Source organism: Kribbella sp. WER1, assembly GCF_054189145.1.
In genome coordinates this window covers 2867622-2884922 of record NZ_CM135186.1, presented here as the reverse complement: position 1 = coordinate 2884922, position 17301 = coordinate 2867622, and the positions used below count along the sequence as shown (strand labels likewise).

At 70.4% G+C, this 17301-nt stretch carries 18 protein-coding genes; 13 read left to right on the top strand and 5 right to left on the bottom strand.

Annotated features, from left to right (window positions below; translation table 11 throughout):
• Positions 1–47: 47 nt before the first annotated feature.
• On the top strand, positions 48–1106 hold the full coding sequence (locus tag ACXJJ3_RS14060) for a LacI family DNA-binding transcriptional regulator (protein ID WP_458170469.1): 1059 nt from the start codon (positions 48–50) through the stop codon (positions 1104–1106).
• Positions 1106–2512, top strand: a complete 1407-nt coding sequence (locus tag ACXJJ3_RS14055) for a GH32 C-terminal domain-containing protein (protein WP_458171889.1) — start codon at positions 1106–1108, stop codon at positions 2510–2512. Before ACXJJ3_RS14060 ends, ACXJJ3_RS14055 begins: the two co-directional genes overlap by 1 nt.
• Before the next feature lie 82 nt (positions 2513–2594).
• On the opposite strand, the gene ACXJJ3_RS14050 is transcribed toward ACXJJ3_RS14055, so the two are convergent.
• A complete protein-coding gene (locus ACXJJ3_RS14050) occupies positions 2595–3281 on the bottom strand; it encodes a GAF and ANTAR domain-containing protein (protein ID WP_458170468.1) in 687 nt (228 codons plus the stop codon).
• A gap of 165 nt (positions 3282–3446) precedes the next feature.
• Here ACXJJ3_RS14050 and ACXJJ3_RS14045 point away from each other — a divergent pair, with 165 nt between their 5' ends.
• From ACXJJ3_RS14045 to ACXJJ3_RS14030, 4 genes are all read left to right on the top strand, one after another.
• The gene (locus ACXJJ3_RS14045) at positions 3447–4076 is read left to right on the top strand and encodes an ANTAR domain-containing protein (protein WP_458170467.1); all 630 of its coding nucleotides are present in this window, start codon (positions 3447–3449) and stop codon (positions 4074–4076) included.
• A gap of 169 nt (positions 4077–4245) precedes the next feature.
• On the top strand, positions 4246–4608 hold the full coding sequence (locus tag ACXJJ3_RS14040; protein WP_458171888.1) for an STAS domain-containing protein: 363 nt from the start codon (positions 4246–4248) through the stop codon (positions 4606–4608).
• The gene (locus tag ACXJJ3_RS14035) at positions 4605–5885 is read left to right on the top strand and encodes a PP2C family protein-serine/threonine phosphatase (RefSeq protein WP_458170466.1); all 1281 of its coding nucleotides are present in this window, start codon (positions 4605–4607) and stop codon (positions 5883–5885) included. Before ACXJJ3_RS14040 ends, ACXJJ3_RS14035 begins: the two co-directional genes overlap by 4 nt.
• Positions 5886–5890: 5 nt before the next feature.
• Entirely contained in the window at positions 5891–6871 is a 981-nt protein-coding gene (locus ACXJJ3_RS14030; protein WP_458170465.1) for a cobalamin B12-binding domain-containing protein, read from the top strand.
• Here the strand turns inward: ACXJJ3_RS14030 and ACXJJ3_RS14025 are convergent.
• Entirely contained in the window at positions 6829–8847 is a 2019-nt protein-coding gene (locus tag ACXJJ3_RS14025) for an MMPL family transporter (protein WP_458170464.1), read from the bottom strand. The genes ACXJJ3_RS14030 and ACXJJ3_RS14025 overlap by 43 nt on opposite strands.
• A gap of 91 nt (positions 8848–8938) precedes the next feature.
• Here ACXJJ3_RS14025 and ACXJJ3_RS14020 point away from each other — a divergent pair, with 91 nt between their 5' ends.
• Both ACXJJ3_RS14020 and ACXJJ3_RS14015 read left to right on the top strand, forming a co-directional pair.
• Positions 8939–9424: a MarR family winged helix-turn-helix transcriptional regulator gene (locus ACXJJ3_RS14020; RefSeq protein WP_458170463.1), complete on the top strand. Its 486-nt coding sequence runs from the start codon at positions 8939–8941 to the stop codon at positions 9422–9424.
• A 95-nt stretch (positions 9425–9519) separates the two neighbouring features.
• On the top strand, positions 9520–11661 hold the full coding sequence (locus ACXJJ3_RS14015; protein WP_458170462.1) for an endo-beta-N-acetylglucosaminidase: 2142 nt from the start codon (positions 9520–9522) through the stop codon (positions 11659–11661).
• On the opposite strand, the gene ACXJJ3_RS14010 is transcribed toward ACXJJ3_RS14015, so the two are convergent.
• A complete protein-coding gene (locus ACXJJ3_RS14010) occupies positions 11603–12352 on the bottom strand; it encodes a hypothetical protein (RefSeq protein ID WP_458170461.1) in 750 nt (249 codons plus the stop codon). The two genes, ACXJJ3_RS14015 and ACXJJ3_RS14010, sit on opposite strands and share 59 nt — an antisense overlap.
• A gap of 44 nt (positions 12353–12396) precedes the next feature.
• Positions 12397–13365 carry an NmrA/HSCARG family protein gene (locus ACXJJ3_RS14005; RefSeq protein ID WP_458170460.1) on the bottom strand — a complete coding sequence of 323 codons (969 nt, stop codon included), beginning with the start codon at positions 13363–13365 and terminating at the stop codon, positions 12397–12399.
• A gap of 79 nt (positions 13366–13444) precedes the next feature.
• Between ACXJJ3_RS14005 and ACXJJ3_RS14000 the strand changes: the two genes are divergently transcribed.
• Positions 13445–13933 carry a MarR family winged helix-turn-helix transcriptional regulator gene (locus ACXJJ3_RS14000; RefSeq protein WP_458170459.1) on the top strand — a complete coding sequence of 163 codons (489 nt, stop codon included), beginning with the start codon at positions 13445–13447 and terminating at the stop codon, positions 13931–13933.
• A 9-nt stretch (positions 13934–13942) separates the two neighbouring features.
• Here the strand turns inward: ACXJJ3_RS14000 and ACXJJ3_RS13995 are convergent, their stop codons facing one another.
• Complete coding sequence (locus ACXJJ3_RS13995) at positions 13943–14347, bottom strand: hypothetical protein (RefSeq protein ID WP_458170458.1); 405 nt, start codon at positions 14345–14347, stop codon at positions 13943–13945.
• 6 nt (positions 14348–14353) lie between these two features.
• Here ACXJJ3_RS13995 and ACXJJ3_RS13990 point away from each other — a divergent pair, with 6 nt between their 5' ends.
• Genes ACXJJ3_RS13990 through ACXJJ3_RS13975 form a run of 4 tightly spaced genes read left to right on the top strand, consistent with a single transcriptional unit; the run spans position 14354 to position 17197 of the window.
• Positions 14354–15262, top strand: coding sequence for an FAD:protein FMN transferase (locus ACXJJ3_RS13990; RefSeq protein WP_458170457.1), 909 nt, complete (start codon positions 14354–14356; stop codon positions 15260–15262).
• A complete protein-coding gene (locus ACXJJ3_RS13985) occupies positions 15262–15807 on the top strand; it encodes a hypothetical protein (RefSeq protein ID WP_458170456.1) in 546 nt (181 codons plus the stop codon). The genes ACXJJ3_RS13990 and ACXJJ3_RS13985 overlap by 1 nt, the downstream gene beginning before the upstream one ends.
• Positions 15804–17003 (top strand): NADH-ubiquinone oxidoreductase-F iron-sulfur binding region domain-containing protein, encoded by a 1200-nt coding sequence (locus ACXJJ3_RS13980; RefSeq protein WP_458170455.1) that lies wholly within the window; start codon positions 15804–15806, stop codon positions 17001–17003. The genes ACXJJ3_RS13985 and ACXJJ3_RS13980 overlap by 4 nt, the downstream gene beginning before the upstream one ends.
• A complete protein-coding gene (locus tag ACXJJ3_RS13975) occupies positions 17000–17197 on the top strand; it encodes a ferredoxin (protein ID WP_458170454.1) in 198 nt (65 codons plus the stop codon). Before ACXJJ3_RS13980 ends, ACXJJ3_RS13975 begins: the two co-directional genes overlap by 4 nt.
• The last annotated feature ends 104 nt before the right edge of the window (positions 17198–17301 follow it).

Here is a 17301-nt window from a genome sequence, read left to right as displayed (position 1 = left end):
AGTTAGTTAGCGGCAGCGACGAGCCTGAGATTCGTAAAGGGGGACCGATGGCGAAGAAGGCAGCCGGTGGGCCGAAACGCGTCACGATGACCGATGTCGCGCGGCGTGCGGGGGTCTCGCAGCCGACCGTGTCGTTCGTGCTGAACGACCGCCGCGACGTCGCGGTCGCCGAGGAGACCCGGCGCCGGGTGCTCCAGGCCGCGGCCGAGCTCGACTTCGTGCCGAATCGAGCCGCCCAGCTGCTCCGCTCGAACCGGTCCTTCACGATCGGCGTCGTGACCAGCGGGATCGTCTCCCAGCCGTACGCCGGTCTGATCGTGCTCGGCCTGCAACAGGTCGTCCAGCCGGCCGGCTACGTCTGCATGGTCGTCGACACCACCGGCGACCCCGGACAGGGCGACGACGCGGTGGCCAGCCTGGTCGCGCAGGGCGTCGCCGCGATCGTGTACGCCTCGCTCTCGCCGAAGCCGTTGCACCGGAGCCCGCGGCTCGACGGCATCCGGACGATCTTCGTGAACTGCTGGCCGGAGGAGGGGCACGCCGACACGGTGCTGCTGGCCGACGAGTACGCCGGTGGGCGCGCCGCCGCGGCGTCGGTGTTCGACCGCGGGCACCGCGACGTCGCATTCCTCGGCGGCATGCGGAACGACTACGCCTGCAAGGAACGGCGGCGTGGGTTCGACGACGCCGCCCGGGCGGCGGGTCTGCGGCCCGCGGACCTCGTGCACCGGTACGGCAACTACCAGATCGGGAACGGGTACGACCTCGCGACCGAGGTGGTTGTCGAACACGGCTCGACAGCCCTTGTCTGCGGCAACGACCGGATGGCGATCGGCGCCCTGCTCGCCCTGCACGCGCTCGGCCTGAACTGCCCGGACGACGTCAGCATCGTCGGCTTCGACGACCAGCCCGACGTCGCCGACCAGGTCCGCCCAGGTCTCACCACCGCCGCGCTTCCACACCTGATGCTCGGCCGCCGCGCCGGCGAACTGGTCCTGGCCGCGCCCGAGGACGCCCCCGATCGTGTCGTCGTCGACTGCACGCTGATCGAACGCGATTCGGTCGGCGACCCGCCGCGCCGGCGCCGGCCGGTGAGCCCGACGTGATGCACTGGCGACCGGCCGCGGGTGTCGTCGGGGACGTCATCCCGTTCTGCCACGACGACCGGATCTGGCTGTTCTACCTGCTCGACACCCGCGCGGACGAGCCCACCGGCATGCCCTGGGCGCTCGTGTCGACCACGGACTTCGTCAACTACACCGACCACGGCGTCGTACTCCCGTCCGGCGGACCCGATGCCGTGGACTTCGACTGCTACACCGGCAGCGTGGTGGCGGACGGAGATCGGCTGCACTTGTTCTACACCGGCCACAACCCGCGCCGCGGCTCGGCGGACGGCTCGTACCAGGTCGTCTGCCACGCGGTCAGCGACGGCGATCCGACGCGCTGGACCAAGCTCCCCGACGACACCTTTGGTGCCCCCAACGGTTTCGTCCCGCAGGACTGGCGCGATCCGTTCGTCTACCGCACCGCTCCTGAGCAGCCCTGGCAGATGGTGCTCGCCGCCCGCTACGCCGATGCCCCCGACCGGCGCTCCGGTGTGGTCGCGCGACTGACGTCCACCGATCTGCGGCACTGGGACCTGGCGGCACCCCTCTGGGAGCCGCGCCGCTACCTCACCCAGGAATGCCCGGACGTCTTCCAGTGGGGCGACTGGTGGTACCTCGTGTACTCCGAGTTCACCGACGCGTTCCAGACCCGGTACCGGATCGCCCGCGACCCCGACGGCCCGTGGCGCGCGCCGGCTCGGGACACCGTCGACGGACGGGCGTTCTACGCGGCGAAGACGGTCGAGTACCACGGGCGCCGGTTCTTCGTCGGCTGGATCCCCACGAAACAAGGGGATGCGTGGCAGTGGGCGGGCGATCTCGCCGTACTCGAGGCGCACCAGGAAGCGGACGGGACGCTCGGGTTCGGGTTCCCGGCGGCGGTCGTCGCGGCGTACGACGAGGTCGCGGACGGGAAGCTCGTACCGCTCGCCGGCGCGGCGGCCGAGCCGGGCCAGGGAGCGCTCGACCGGTACGCCGGCTGGATCGGGGACGTCGTACCGCCGCACTGTCTGATCACGCTGACCCTCGACGTCGCGCCCGGCACCCAGTCCTTCGGGTTGCTGCTGCACGCCTCCGAGGACGGCGAGCAGGCGACCATCCTCCGCCTCGAACCGCAGCGGGACCGCCTCGTCGTGGACCAGTGGCCGCGTGGGCGGACCGGCCCAGCCCAATGGCAGATCCACGGCGACGTCCCCCACGCCGTAGACCTCGAACGGTCCTGCCCTCTCGCACCCGGCCGCCACACCCTCCAGGTCCTGTTGGACGGGCCAACAGCCCAAGCAGTAGTCGACGACCGCGTAGCTCTCAGCTTCCGCACCGAGTCCTCCGGACGTGTCGGGCTGTTCGTGACCGATGGTGAGGTGGAGGTCTTGGAGCTTCAGGTGGCCCGGTCGCGGCGTTAGATTGCAGCGGCCCCGCCAAGCCGTTGCTCTGGGCGCCCGAGGTGTTCCAGAGTTGCGGCAGCCACGTACCTCGCCTAGCCGGTTACCGGGCCTTCCTTGTGACGTCCGCGACCACCCCGGCCGCCACCTCGCGGAGCTTGACATTGCCGGTCTGCGACGTACGGACCAGGAACGTGAAGGCCCGGTTCTCGTCCAGCTGGTAGCGCTCCATCAGGATCCCGATCGCGGTACCGATCGTGGTCCGGCTCTCCAGCGCCTCGGTCATCGTCGACTCGTGCCGGCTCCAGCCGAGCAGGACGGCGGCCCAGTCGGCATACATCCCGGCGACGTACCGGGCGTCGGCGTCGAACGCCCGCGGCTCCTCGGCGTACAGGTTGAGGGCGCCGCGGACGCGCGGCGGCGCCTGGAACTGGAACGCCAGCTGCGAGCGCAGCCCGAGCGCCGCGGCCTTCGGACCGTACTGCGGCCAGCGGCCGTCGGTGGCGAGGTCGTCGACCTGCACGACCGGTTCGGCCAGCGTCGCGTCGAGGCAAGGGCCCTCGCCGAGGTCGTACTGCAGCTTGTCGGCCTCGCCGGCGATCGGATCGGTCGGCGCCAGCGTCTCGATCGTGTGGTCGCTGCCGGTCACCGAGATGCTCGCCCGGGTGATGCCGGGGATGGTCGCGATCGCGTTCGCGGTGATCAGCTGCAGCGACTCCTCCGGCGTGATCGGTGCGCGCAGCGTGTCGGCCACCGTGGTCATCAGGTCGGCCAACTCGGGTAGTTCCATCGCAGTACCTCAACTCGAAGAGCCGGCGGCGCCGACTGCTGGACTTATTGTGCGTCTTCCGGACTGCCGTTCCCACTTGGGTGGTGCGATGGATCGCCTATGATCCCGGCGAGATCCACGAGCGGGCACACCACCGCCGATCCATCACCTCGACGGGAGTGCGCCGTGCGCAGAGACGAACAGGCCCGGGGCCGCGCCGCCGAGCTCGGGCAGGTCGCGCTGCAGTTGCATGCCGCCGAACAGCTGCCTGACCTGCTGGCCGTGACCGCCGGTGTCGCCGCGGGCTTCTTCGGCTGCCCGCGGGTCGGAGTCGCCTCGCTGGGACCGCGGGCGGTCCTGCTCGACGTGGCCGGCCCGGCGGCGGAGCTGGTCCGGACGGAGGTTGCGGATCCGGCGAGCGCCTGGCGCCGCTCGGTCGAGGCCAACGAGGCCATGACGACCGGCGCGGAGGCGGGTGGGACGACCCACGTCCCGCTGGTGCCCGGTCGCGGCCGGGCGGTCGGGGTGCTGTCGCTGTACTGGTCGCGGGAGATCGCGGATCCGGCGTACCTCGGGCCGTTCTGCACGCACGTCGCGGTCGCGATGGAGTCGCTGTGGTACCAGACCCGCCTGCAGACGTCGATGGACGCGCACCGGCTGGTGAGCTCGAGCCTCGGGATCCTGATGGAGCGGTACGGCATCGACAGCCGGCAGGCGTATGACGTCCTCAGCGACGTCTCACTGCAGCACAAGGTCCGGCTCCGCGAGATCGCCCGCCGGGTCGTCGACGACCGCGACCTGCTCGCGTCGAACTGACCTCCCCGGCGGTGGCGGCTTGCTCGCCGGACGCCGTGGTGATAGATCTAGCCGAGGTCGATCGGTTTAGACAGCAGCCGACCGCTGGTTCGCGCCGTCGCGCGCGATGAGCCGTCGGGTTGCCTGATCTCCGGTTGAACAGGGCGCCCGGCAGGAAGTTGCTGCCGTGATGGTCGACGAAGGTGCCGAACTCGTCATCGAAACCGCCGAGCTGGAGTCGTACGTCCTCGTCCGCGTGGTCGGTGACCTCGATCTGGACAGCGCTCCCGCGCTGACCGCCGAGCTGAAGGCGCGGCTCGGTCCACGCCCGATCGTCCTGGACCTGAGCGGGATCGAGTTCATGGACTCCAGCGGGCTCGGGGTGCTGGTCGGTGCGCACAAGTCCGCGGCCGCGCAGGGCGGCGCGCTGCTGCTGGCCGCACCCGGTCCGCGGGTGCACCGGATCCTCAAGATCACCAAGCTGCACAAGGTGTTCGCCGTCTACGACACCCCAGCCGCAGCAGCCGAAGCCACCCTCCCGGCCTCCCGGTGACCGAGACACCGAACATCCCCACAGCCCTCACGCCCGTACAGGTTCGCTCGGAGCTTGCGGAGGACATCGCGCTGGCGATGGCCGGTTCGCTGAATCTGCGGCGCTCCGTCCTCCAACTGCTCGACGGCGTCCAACCCGAGGTCGCCGATTGGGCCGTGGTCGCGCTCACCACCACCCGCGGCACCGGCCTCCACCTGTTCGGCGGTACCGACCTCACCGCCGAGGCAACGGTCAGCCAACGCCAGCTCACCGGCCGAGCCCTGGAGCGCGTCCTCGCAACCGGCCGCAGCGAACTCCTCCACGTCGCCGCCGGCGGAGAAGACGGCCTCGCAGCACTCGTCCCACACACGGCCCTCCGCCAACAAGCCGCCGCCCTACGCCCCGCCGACGTCCTGGCCGTCGGCCTGACCGCACGCGGTACGACGCTCGGCGCACTCATCCTGGTCCGCGGACAAGGCCGCGGCTTCAGCCCCGACGACATCACCCAGGCCGAACGCATCGCCGTCCGGGCCTCGCTGGCCCTCGACTCCGCCCGCCTGTACGAGCAACGCGCCGAGACCGCGTCCGCCCTCTGCGACAGCCTGATCCCGCCGCCGCTGCCCGACCTCCCCGGCGCAGCACTCGGCGCGCGCTACCGCCCGTCCGCCGAGCAACTCGACATCGGCGGCGACTTCTACGACGTCTTCCGTTCCGGCGACGACTGGTTCGTCGCCCTCGGGGACGTGTGTGGCAAAGGGGTCGACGCGGCCGTGCTGACCGGCCGGGCCCGCCAGAGCCTCCGGACTGCCGCACACTTCGAGCATGATCCGGGGGCCTTGCTGTCGGCCTTGAGTACGGTCCTGCACGACGACACCTCGCACCGCTTCGTCACGCTGCTCTGCCTCCGCGTCCGAGCAGCAGACGGCGACCTGATCGTCGAGGTCGCCGCGGCCGGTCACGCTCCGCCGTTGGTTGTTCGTACCGGCGGACAGGTCGAGCCTGTCGACGCGGAGGGTGCGGTGCTCGGGGTCGTCGCGGACGCGCAGTACGAGACGAGCACGGTCCGGTTGGCGCCCGGCGATCAGCTCGTGCTGTCCACCGACGGCGTCGAGGAGGCGCGCGGCGCGACCGGCTTCTACGGGTACGAACGTCTGGTCGAGCTGCTGTCCCGGTACCCCGGTGCCGCCCCGGACGTCGTGTGCGCCGCGGTCGAGCAGGACGTGCTCGAGCATCTCGCGGGTCGTGCGCACGACGACATCGCCGTACTGTCCGTCGGCTGTGCGCGAGCCGACGGATGACGGCGATGGATCTCGCCCCGGCGCTGACGGCGTTCCAGGACGCGGTGGCGAACGTCGATGCCGCGGGCGCGATCGCGGTGGTGGACTCGGCGCTGGGCTCCGGCGCCGACCCGATCGCGTTGCTCACCGACGTCGTCGGCCCGGCCCAGCGGGCCGTCGGCGACAGGTGGCAGCGCGGCGAGTGGTCGGTGGCGGAGGAGCATGCCGCGACCGCGGTGGCGATGTCGGCGACCGAGTCCATCGCCCGTGAGGTACGCCGTACGCCGACCGAACGCGGCCGCGTCGTGGTGGCCTGCGCCGAGCGCGAATGGCATGCGCTGGCGGCGATGATGATCGACTGCGCGCTGCGCTCCGACGGCTGGGACACCACGCTGCTCGGCGCCTCCACCCCGGCGTTGCGGCTGAGTCAGTACCTGCAGGACCTCGGCCCGGACGCGTTGGCCGTCAGCTGCTCGGTGCTCGGCTCGCTGCCGACGACGCGACGGTTCATCGAGGCGGCCCGGGCTGCGGGGATTCCGGTTCTGGTCGGCGGGCCCGCGTTCGGTACGGACGACCTGCGGGCGCGCAGCCTCGGCGCGACCGCGTGGGCCGCCGACGCGCGGCAGGCGATCGCGGCGATGCGAACCCTGCCGCCGGTGGTCGCGGCGGCCGAGCCGCTTCCCGAGGACGCGGCCGCCGAACAGGCAGCCCTCGAACTCGCGCACCCGGCGCTGATCGCGGAGCTGCCGGCCAGCTGGCCGGGTCCGGAGTACGCGCTGGATCCGAGCCTGGCCAAGGACTGCGTCGAGCAACTGCTGCACGCTGTCTGGGCAGCGCTGATCACCACCGATCCGCGGCCGATCTCGCAGACCGCCCGCTGGATCGCCGCGCTGCTGGACTTCCGCGGCCTGCCGCCCACCTTGGCGCCCGGCCTGCGCGACGAGCTGGCCCGCGCACTCCGGGACTACCCGTTGGCAAGCTTCCTGTTCGACACGTCCTGGCCCTGACCCGGCCACCAGAACCGCTCGCCGAGCAGGAAGGCGAGCGCCGGTACGACGACCGTACGGACGAGCAGCGTGTCCAGGAGAACTCCGACGCAGACGATCACGCCGACCTGGGTGAGCGTGATCAGCGGGAGTACGCCGAGCACCGCGAACACGGAGGCGAGGAGGAGTCCGGCGCTGGTGATGACGCCGCCGGTCACCCGCAGCCCGATCATCATGCCGTCCCTCGTCCCCACGGCCCGCGCTTCCTCGCGAGCCCGCGTGGTCAGGAAGATGTTGTAGTCGACGCCCAGCGCGACCAGGAACAGGAACGACAGCAGGATCACCTGCCCGTCGAGCGCCGGGAAGCCCAGCACGTGATCGAACAGCAGCCAGCTGGCCCCGAAGCTCGCGAAGAACGACGCGATGACGGTGAGCAGCAGCAGTACCGGCGCGAGGACGGACCGCAGTACGGCGACCAGGACCGCCCCGACCAGCAGCAGGATGAGCGGCATGATCAGCAGCCGGTCGCGCTGATCGGCATTGTTCGTGTCCAGGTCCTCGGCCGGGCTGCCGCCGACCAGGACGTCGGTCCCGACCTGGTCGAGGCGCTGCCGGAGGTCACGGACCACCGCGAACGACGCGGCGCTGCCGGGCTCGGCGGTCAGGACCACGTCGTACGACGCGAGCTGCGCGTCCTTCGCGCCGGGCCGGAACTCGGCCACGCCGGGCGCCTGCTTGACCGCCGCGGCGATGGCTGCCGCCTTCTGCGCCGGGCCGATCACCGTCAACGGCTCGGTCGAACCGGCAGGGAAGGCCTCGGCCAGGATCTCGGCACCCCGCACCGCCTCGGGCTTCACCCGGAACTGCTCGTTCTGCGCGAGCCCGGTGCGAACGCCGAACGTACCGGCCGCGAGCCCGGCGAGGACGACGGTGGACAGCACGAGGACGATGGCCGGCCGCCGCGCGACGATCGCGCCGAGGCGTCCCCACACCTTGCCCTCGGTGGTCGCGTCGCCGACCCGGGGCACGAACGGCCAGAAGACCCGCCGGCCGAACAACACCAGCACAGCCGGCAGTACGACGAGCCCTGCGAGCATGGCCAGCGCGATGCCGATGATGCAGCCGATCGCGATCCCCATCAGCGTCTCGGTGCTGGCGAGCAGCAGGAGTCCGAGCGCGGCGATGACCGTTCCGCCGCTGGCCAGGATCGGTTCGGCGACCCGGCGTACGGCGATGCGCATCGCGACGACCGGTTGCTCCTCGTGCCGAAGGGTCTCGCGATAGCGCGCGATCAGTAGTAGCGCGTAGTCCGTGGCGGCGCCGAAGACCAGGACGCTGACGATGCCGGTGACCTGTCCGCCGCCGGGGATGCCGAGCAGTGACAGCACCTGACCGGCCAGGCTGGTCGTGACCTGCTCGGTGAGTCCCACCACGATCAGCGGCAGCAGGACCAGGCCGGGGCTGCGATAGGTGAGCAGAAGCAGGAGGGCGACCACGGCGGCCGTCACGATGATCAGCTTGGTGTCTGCGCCGTCGAAGACCTTGGTCAGATCGGTGGTGAACGCCGCGGGACCGGTGACCGCGGTCTGCAGGCCGACGGGCAGGTCGGTCAGCTTCTCGCGCAGCTGGCCGACCGTCTTCGCGGTCGCGGCATCGTCCTGCTGCGGCAATGTGAGCACCGCGAGGGCGACGCGTTTGGTCTCCGAGACCTGCAGCGGTACCCGGACTCCCAGCGAGGTCGCCTTGGCCTGCGCCGCGGTCTGATCGGTGGCTGTCAGGAGGCCGCCGTCGGTCCGGTTGAACACGATCAGCGCGGTGGACGCGTCCGCCTGGGGGAGTTGCTTGCGGAGCTGCTCGACCTCGGCCGACTCCGCGGACGTCGACAGTCCGGTGCTGGATCGTGGTCCGGCGGCGGTCGGTTCGGGCAGCAGCAGCGCGACCGCCGCGAGCACGACGGCGGCGAGGACGACGAGGGCGGCCGAACGCCGGCTTCGCATCGACCGGACCAGACCTGGCACAGTGACTCCAACCTCGGAAGAAAATCTCGACAATCGAGTATCTTGACAATCAAGACATTAGGAGGAGGGTGTGCCGGAACGCAAGTCCCGGTCCGTCCAGGACGAGCTGGTGGGTCTGGTGCAGATGCTGGTCGCCGAAGGCCAGCGGATCGCGCATGTCTTCGCGCAGCGGCACGGCGTGCACGGTACGGACGTCGAAGCGTTGGTGCGGATCCTGGTCGCCGGCGAGCGGGGTCAACCGCTGACCGCGGGGCAGTTGTCGACCGAGCTCGGGCTGACCACCGGATCCGTGACCACCCTCATCGACCGGCTCGAGCGGGCCGGTCACGTCCGCCGTGAACGTGATCCGGCGGACCGGCGACGGGTGATCCTCCGGTACGGCGAACCGGGGCGCGAGTTGGCGACGCAGTTCTTCGAGCCGCTCGGCGTCCACCATCGGTCGGCCACCGGCGACTTCACCGCGGCCGAGCTCGAGGTCGTCCGGCGGTACCTGACGGCGACCATCGCGGCGTTCGGCTCGTACCGCGCGGAACTGACCGAACCGCCTAAGAAGTAGGCGTCGTACAAAACCAGTTCAGCTCTTCTCACGCGGGGATCCCGCTCCTATGATGCTGGCTCAGCTAAACCGGTATATCTGAGGAGTGTGAGGCGATGTCAGCTCCGGAGCGGGTTTCCCGGAGGACTGTGATCACGGTGGGCGGGGCCGGGCTGGCGGCGGCGCTGGCCGGAGGAACTGGGGTGGCGTCGGCGGCACCGGTCACTGCGGGCGCTGCGGGTTCGGCGCAGGCGGCGCCGAAGCCGGGGTCGGGTGGGATTCCGCCGGGGCCGTCGACGTACGGCTGGGATCCGGCGGATCTGCTCGCCTTCGACCCGGCCACCCATCCGTGGGGCAGGCATCTGCGCTGCCTGGTCCCGCTGGCGCCGCGGATCGCGCCGTTCGCGGCGACGCAGGCGCATCCGGACCTGGACCCCGGCGTCCGGCTGTCGACGCTCAGCCTGGACGACGCCGGCACGATCTACGAAGGCCGCAACCAGCCGATCGGACTGGAAGGGCATACGTATACACAACGGTTCTGGCCGTACATCGACGTCTGGGGAACCTGGCACGGGCAGGTGCTCCCGTCGGTCCCGAGCGACGTGGTTGCGAACCCAGGCGCGCCCGGCCGTACGTACGGCGTCATCGACCTCCCGAACCCGGGCTGGACCGAGGCCGCGCACAAGAACGGCGTGAAGACCATCGGCGGCTGGTTCTGGCCGCGGACCGGGGTCGACTTCGGCGAGTTCCTGGTCCGGGCCGCGGACGGCTCGTTCCCGGTCGGCGACAAGCTGATCGAGATCCGCCGGTACTTCGGGTTCGACGGCCTGTTCATCAACCAGGAGGCCACGATCACCGCCGGCCAGGCCGCCGGGCTGCGCGACCTGTTCCGCTACATCAAGGCCCAGGACCCCGCGTTCTATCTGCAGTACTACGACGCCGACCTGCCGAACGGCGACCTCGACTACCAGAACACCCTGAACGCCCGGAACGTCCCGTGGCTCGGCACCCCCGGCGACCCGACCGTCGACTCGATCTTCGTCAACTACGGCTGGCCGTACGTCGACGCCGACCTCAGCGGCAGCGCGAAGACCGCGACCGCGGCCGGGTTCGATCCGCGGGCGGTCGCGTTCGCCGGCGTCGAGCACCAGCAGGGCGGCTTCAACCCGGAGGAGTGCTTCACCGACTACGCGTACCCGGGCCACCCCGGCCCGGTCTCGGTCGGGCTGTTCGTCGAGGACCAGTACTGGGCGACCGCCGCGAACGCCGGTGCCACCACGACGCCGGAAGGGCGCGCGAAGTACCGCGACCTCGAGCAGCGTTTCTGGTCCGGCCCGACCGGCAACCCGGCGACCTCCGGCCGGATCGAGCCGCGCAAACCGCCGTACCGCACGGACGTCCTGAACTACAAGAAGTGGGACGGCATCGCACACGGCATCGTCGAGCGGTCGCCGTACGGCGCGCTGCCGATCGTGACGACGTTCACCATCGGCGTCGGCGGCACGTTCTACCTCGACGGCAAGCGGGTCCGCGACGGCGGCTGGGACAACCAGGGCTGCGCGGACCGATCGCTGACCTGGCAGTACTGGACCGACGGCGTCACGGTGACGCTCGACGAGAGCACGGCGTACGAAGGAGCGCACAGCCTCGCCTTGTCGGGGACGGGTGTGATGCACCTGTTCAAGACCGACATCATCCAACGCAGCGCCACCACGGTGCGGGTCACCGCGCAGGGTCTGTCCACCCTCGAGGTCGGCCTGACCCGTCGTTCGACGCCGGACGAGATCTCCTGGACCCGTCTCAAACCTGTCCGTCGGTCGTCCGGCTGGATCGAGTACCACGCGAACATCCCCCGCGACCCCGACCGCATCGCCCGGATCTCCTTACGCACCAGCGGATCCGGCCACCTCGGCAAGCTCTTCCTCGACGACGCCCGGACCGCCGACACCGCCCCGTCCCGCCCCCGAACCTTCACCGTCGCCGACGCCGGCCAAGGCGCCGGCACCACCCGCCATCTCACGTTCGCCTGGCGCCTCCAGCCCGACGCCACGGCGTACGACATCCTCCAGAACAACTACTGGCTGGGCCGCGTCCACCGCGACGTCTTCTTCGCCGAATCCGTCGCCCTCACCAACGGCCGAACCTTCACCCTCGTCCCGATAGGTGCCAACGGCAACCGCGGCCCGTCCGTCACCGGCTCTAGAGCGGGGCGGGGTCCTCGCGGACCAGGCGGAGGAAGGCTTTCAGGCCGGCGATGACTTCCTGGTTGTCGGTGAGGCGGGTCAGGGAGTGCTCGAACTGGCGGGCGTGGGCGTCGACCTTGGCGTGCAGGGCCCGGTCGCGGGTGTCGGCGAGGGTGCCGGCCGCGGCCAGGCCCTGCTCGAGGCGGGCGAGGCGGCGGGTGCGCTCGTCGGATCGGGCGTCCAGTACGTCGAGGTCTTCCTTCAGCGCGTCGAGACGGCGGAGGGTTTCGATCAGGTCGTCGCGCGGGTGTTCGACCTCGCGCAGCATGCTCGTCATCCGGTCCCGCAGGTAAGCGAAGTACGCGCCGGCCGGGCGGAAGAACGTGCTGACCAGGTACAGCCCGGCGACGTAGTACCCGAAGGCGCCACCGGACAGATAGGTGATCAGGGCAACGATCCCGGCCGACACCAGGTGCGCCCCGATCGCGAACCAGCGCATCCGGACCGCGATCCGGCGCGCCTCCGGCTCCCGCTCGGCCGGTACGTCGATCCCGCGCGCCCGGCTCGTCCGGATCTCATCGATCAGCGCACGTGCCTGGAACGACAGGTTCCACGGCACGGTCAGCAGCAGGATGAGCCAGAGCAGGCACAACACCCCGAGGAACAACGTCAGGATCTCCTGCAACGACACTCCGGCCACCGCCACCAGTACGACCGCCACCACGGTCACCACCAGCGCCCCGCCCACCACCCAGATCTTCGCCATGGCAGGCATCCTGCCGCCGCCCGTCAGCCGCGGTATCTGTACAACTACTCAACCCGAAGCTCGTCGCGGTGCTTCGCAACCCAGTCGCTGAAGGACTCCAGCTCCGGGTTCAACGCGCGCACCTTCTCCAGGTCGCGGTCGCCGGTGAAGCGGTCGTGGTCTTCGGCGTAGAACTGGAACATGTTGGCCATCTCGACCGCCATCGGGAACGGGTACTCGCGGAACTCCTCGACCGTCGGCGCGTGGTACCGGACCTGTTCGCCGAGGGCCTCGGACAACGTGTCGGCGTACTGCCGGCCGGTCAGGTGGTCGCCGGCGATGCTGATGGTGGAGCCAATGAGTTCGGGGTGTTGCAGGATCGCGAAGGCGCTGCGGCCGATGTCGTCGGACGCTACGCCGGACAGGCGCCGGTCGCCCATCGGGAACGAGATCGTGAGGACGCCGTCGGCGTTGCGGGTCGGCGGCATGCCCTCGAGGAACGCGTCGAAGTAGAACGTGGTCCGCAGGAACGTCGTCGGTACGCCGTACTTCGTGAACAGCGCGTCCGCCTCGCCCTTCGCGTCGAAGTGCGGGACCCTGTACCGCCCGTCGTCCAGGCTCGGTACGTCGTCCCGTCCCGCGAAGAACGGGCGCGTGTCCTCGAGCGTCGACCACACCAGGTGCTGTACGCCGGCGTCCCGGGCGGCCCGCGCCGCGGCCTCGGCCTGCTCCAGTTCCATCTCGGCCCGGGTTCGCGCGGCCTCCTGCTCCGGGGTCAGCGGGGCCCAGTAGTTCGTCACCACGTAAGCGCCGTACGCGCCGTCGAACGCGGCCCGCACGCTCGCCTCGTCGTCGAGGTCGGCGGCCACCACCTCGGCGCCGGCCGCCGCGAGCTCACGCGCCTTCGCGGACTCCGGGTTCCGGGTCAGTGCCCGGACGGCGTACTCGCCGGACCGGTCCGCCAGGATCGCCCGCGCCACCGCACCGCCCTGTGCTCCGGTCGCTCCGACGACGGCGATCAGCTTCGTGCTCATATCCGTTCACTCCCCAGACGAGTTAGGTTGATGTGTCAACCCTAGCGCGTCAGGTTGATGTGTCAACCCATCGGGTAGGATGGGGGACGTGGGCAAGGGACCGTGGCTCGACGACGACGAGCAGAAGGCGTGGCGGAGCTATCTGCTGATGCAGCGGACGCTGGAGACGCACCTGGAGCGGCACCTCCAGCGGGACTTCGGGCTGTCCAAGTCCGACTTCGAGATCCTGGTGAACCTGTCCGAGTCCGAGCACGGCCGGATGCGTGCCTTCGAGCTCGGCCGGTCGACGCAGTGGGAGAAGAGCCGGCTGTCGCACCACCTGTCCCGGATGGAGAAGCGCGGCCTGATCCGCAAGGAGGCGTGCGAGTCGCGATACCCGGAGATCGTCGTCACCGAGGAGGGCCTGGCGGCGATCCGGGCGTGCGCGCCGGCACATGCCGCGCGAGTCCGGGAGTTCTTCGTCGACGTGTTCGGGCCGGAGCGGTTCGCGATGCTCGGTGCGGCCGCGGACGAGGTCGTCGCGGCGGTCGGCCGGCACTGCGACAACGACTGCGCGCTGGGCTCCTGAGAACTGTTCTCAGAGACCTTTCAGCAGAACTTGACGGTGGCTTGATCTTCTCTTGGAGTGCGGCTGAAGCGCCCCGGCCGACTCTGGGGGCATGGTCAGAACAGATGAATCCCAGCCCAACCGTCCGCGCTGGCTGCGGCGCGCGTCGGCCGCCGCGATCGCCACCGCCGTGCTCGGCGTCGGCGCGACCGGGGTCTCGGTCGCGGTCGTCTCGGCGAAGCACTCCGGCACCAGCACCGGTACGTCCGGGACGACGTCGTCGAGCAGCTCGGACGACAGCAGCTCGTCGAGCTCAGGTTCCAGCTCCAGTTCCGGCTCGAGCTCAGGCTCTAGCTCTGGTTCCGGCAACAACAGTTCGAGCGGCAGCGGTCTCGGCTCGACGAGCTCGAACTCGACCTCGCAGGGTGGGAGCAACGGCTCATGACCGCCACCCGCACGTGGTCCGCCTGGAGCTGCACGGTCCGCCTGACCGTGGACGATCCGGCCGTACTCGGCGCTGCCTGCGGTGAACTCAAGACGCTGATGGACCGCGTCGACAAGGCCGCGAGCCGGTTCCGCCCGGACTCCGAGCTGTCGGCCGTCAACACCCGCGCCGGTGCGCTCGTACCGGTGTCGCGGCTGCTGGTCGACCTGGTCGACGTCAGCCTGGTCGCGGCGCAGGTCAGCGGCGGCGCGGTCGACCCCACGGTCGGGCAGGCCGTGATCGCGGCCGGGTACGACGCCGACATCGAGACGGTACGGCGCCGGTTCCCGCAGCAGCCGGGCGAGCCCAAGCCGGTCGCCGGCTGGCAGCAGGTCCGGTTGAACCGGAAGCTCGCGATGCTCGGCGTACCGAAGGACTGTGCGCTCGACCTCGGCGCGATCGCGAAGGCGTGGACCGCGGACCGCGCCGCCAACGTGCTGAGCAAGCGGTACGGCTGCGGGGTGCTGGTCGAGATCGGCGGCGACCTGCGCGCGGCCGGTGCACCGAAGAAGCCCTGGGTGATCACGGTCGCCGAACGCGCCGGGACGCCCGGCGTGCTCGTGTCGCTCGCGCACGGCGGGCTGACCACCTCGACCCGGACGGTACGGCGCTGGCAGACGCCGACCGGGTACGGCCACCACGTCATCGACCCGCGGACCGGCCGCCCGGCGGAAGGGAAGTACCGCACCGCGTCGGTGTGGGCGCCGACCGCCGTACGGGCGAACACCTTCAGTACGGCACTTGTGGCGACCGGGGATGCCGCGCTCGGCCGGCTGAAGCTGGCCGGGCACCCGGCGCGGTTGATCGACGAGGACGGCGAGGTCACCGAGTTGTCGGGCTGGCCGACAGCGAGCAGGGCCGCCTGATGACGCTCTGGTACCTGGCCCGTGCTGCCGGCGTGGTCACGATGGTGATGTTCACGCTGTCCGCCGTGCTCGGCATGGTGATGCCGCGCGTGCGGTCGGCAGGGTGGCGGTTCTGGCTGCAGTACGTGCACCGCTCGGCTGCTGTTACCGGCCTGGTGCTGCTGGCGACGCACGTGCTCGCGGTGATCGCCGACAGCTACGTGAGTATCGGCCTGTCCGTCCTGGTGTGGCCGTTCGGCTCCAGCTACCGGCCGTTCGCCATGGTCGTCGGAGTGCTCGCTCTGTACAGCCTGGTGTTCGCGTCACTCGTGGGAGCTGCACGTGGCCGGCTGGCGGTGTCCGAGAAGTTCACGAAGGTCTGGCGCAAGCTGCACATCGCTGCGTCGGTCGGGTGGCTCCTGTCCATCGGTCACGCACTGCTGGCCGGTACGGACCGCAGTACGCCGTGGATGCTCGGCATCACGCTCGGCTGCCTGGCTGCGGTGGCAACCGCGGGTGCCTACCGGCTCAATGCACTACCTACAAGGGTTTGGAGGACCCAGTGATCACCGTTGACGACGTCAGAGTGATTGGTGAGGCCAGGGTCCTTGCCGGACTCGAGCAGGGACGTCTGGACTTCCAGCGGCACCTGCTGACGCACGGACAGCAGCCTGAGCTGACCCGTGACGAGTACCTGCGGCTGTGTGAAGCAGTAGGGCTCAGAGGGCGCGGTGGTGCCGCGTTTCCGGTCGCTTTGAAGCTCCAGGACCTCCCGAAGCGCGGTGTGGAAGCTGTTGTGGTCAACGGTTCCGAGAGCGAGCCGGCGAGCCGTAAGGACCGCCTGTTGCTCACACGCGCGCCACACCTCGTCCTGGACGGTGCTGTCGGTCTGGCGCACGCACTGCGGGCACCGCACGTACTAATCGCCGTTCACGACCAACAGGCGGCCAGGTCGCTCCGGGAGGCGCTGATGGAGCGTGATGACCGGTTGGCGATCGAGGTACGCGAGACACCGGGCCGGTTCGTCGCGGGGGAGGCCCGTGCGGTGTTGAGCGTGCTGGAGGGCGGTACCGCCGTACCACCGGGCCGTCGGGTGCTGCCGACGCGTAAGGGGTACCACCGGCGCCCCACGTTCCTCTCGAACGTGGAGACGTTCGCACAGCTCGCTGTACTCGCGCGGCTCGGGTCTCGTGGGTACAGCAGCACCGGCGTGAGTACGGAGCCCGGTACGCAGCTCCTGACGATCGGCGGGGCCGTCCAGCACCCCGGCGTACTCGAGGCACCGAACGGTGTCCCGCTGGACACAGTGCTGCAGTACGCCGGTGCCGAACGGGGCCCTGTCCTTCTTGGCGGATACCACGGGCGCTGGCTGCCGTACACCGACGGCGTGATGCTCCAACGGCCGGAGGTGTCCGCGGGCATCGTCCTGGCGCTCTGCTCCGACACCTGCCCGCTGGGAGAGGTCACCAGGGTCGCCGAGTGGTTGAGAGGTCAGTCGGCCGGGCAGTGCGGCCCGTGTGTGTTCGGCCTCGGCGCACTGGTCGACGACTTCGCCCGGATCACCGTCGGCGACCCGGAGGGCTGGTACGACGCGCAGCGGCATCTCGGGCTGGTTCCGGGCCGCGGGGCCTGTGCGCACCCGGACGGGACTGCGAGGTTCCTCACATCGGCGCTCGAGGTGTTCGAGGACGACGTACGCCGGCATCTCAACCACCAGGGGTGCGGCCGGCCCGTGCTCGGGGTGCTCGGGGGTGCGCGATGAGCAAGCTCGAGATCGACTGGACCCGCTGTGACGGACATGGCCTGTGTGCTGGGCTGCTGGCCGACGACATCGCCCTCGACGAGTGGGGTTTCCCGGTCCTGAGAGGGCGCGAGATCACCGCCGGTGAGCTGCCGGACGCGCGCCGCGCAGTCCTCGCCTGCCCGGCCCTGGCACTGCGCCTGACCAAACGATGACAGGCCCGTCCCGACACCACACCAGTGACAAAGGTGGACTAATCTCTGAGTGACCGCACAATGTCGTGCGGTCCGGCGGGAGCCGACGCCGACGTCACGTGTGG

Bases quoted from the DNA above. Each gene is read 5' to 3' on its own strand.
- ACXJJ3_RS14060 (WP_458170469.1), top strand. From the start codon at position 48: ATGGCGAAGAAGGCAGCCGGTGGGCCGAAACGCGTCACGATGACCGAT.
- ACXJJ3_RS14055 (WP_458171889.1), top strand. From the start codon at position 1,106: ATGCACTGGCGACCGGCCGCGGGTGTCGTCGGGGACGTCATCCCGTTC.
- ACXJJ3_RS14050 (WP_458170468.1), bottom strand. From the start codon at position 3,281: ATGGAACTACCCGAGTTGGCCGACCTGATGACCACGGTGGCCGACACG.
- ACXJJ3_RS14040 (WP_458171888.1), top strand. From the start codon at position 4,246: ATGGTCGACGAAGGTGCCGAACTCGTCATCGAAACCGCCGAGCTGGAG.
- ACXJJ3_RS14030 (WP_458170465.1), top strand. From the start codon at position 5,891: ATGGATCTCGCCCCGGCGCTGACGGCGTTCCAGGACGCGGTGGCGAAC.
- ACXJJ3_RS14025 (WP_458170464.1), bottom strand. From the start codon at position 8,847: ATGCGAAGCCGGCGTTCGGCCGCCCTCGTCGTCCTCGCCGCCGTCGTG.
- ACXJJ3_RS14015 (WP_458170462.1), top strand. From the start codon at position 9,520: ATGTCAGCTCCGGAGCGGGTTTCCCGGAGGACTGTGATCACGGTGGGC.
- ACXJJ3_RS14010 (WP_458170461.1), bottom strand. From the start codon at position 12,352: ATGGCGAAGATCTGGGTGGTGGGCGGGGCGCTGGTGGTGACCGTGGTG.
- ACXJJ3_RS14005 (WP_458170460.1), bottom strand. From the start codon at position 13,365: ATGAGCACGAAGCTGATCGCCGTCGTCGGAGCGACCGGAGCACAGGGC.
- ACXJJ3_RS14000 (WP_458170459.1), top strand. From the start codon at position 13,445: ATGGGGGACGTGGGCAAGGGACCGTGGCTCGACGACGACGAGCAGAAG.
- ACXJJ3_RS13990 (WP_458170457.1), top strand. From the start codon at position 14,354: ATGACCGCCACCCGCACGTGGTCCGCCTGGAGCTGCACGGTCCGCCTG.
- ACXJJ3_RS13985 (WP_458170456.1), top strand. From the start codon at position 15,262: ATGACGCTCTGGTACCTGGCCCGTGCTGCCGGCGTGGTCACGATGGTG.
- ACXJJ3_RS13975 (WP_458170454.1), top strand. From the start codon at position 17,000: ATGAGCAAGCTCGAGATCGACTGGACCCGCTGTGACGGACATGGCCTG.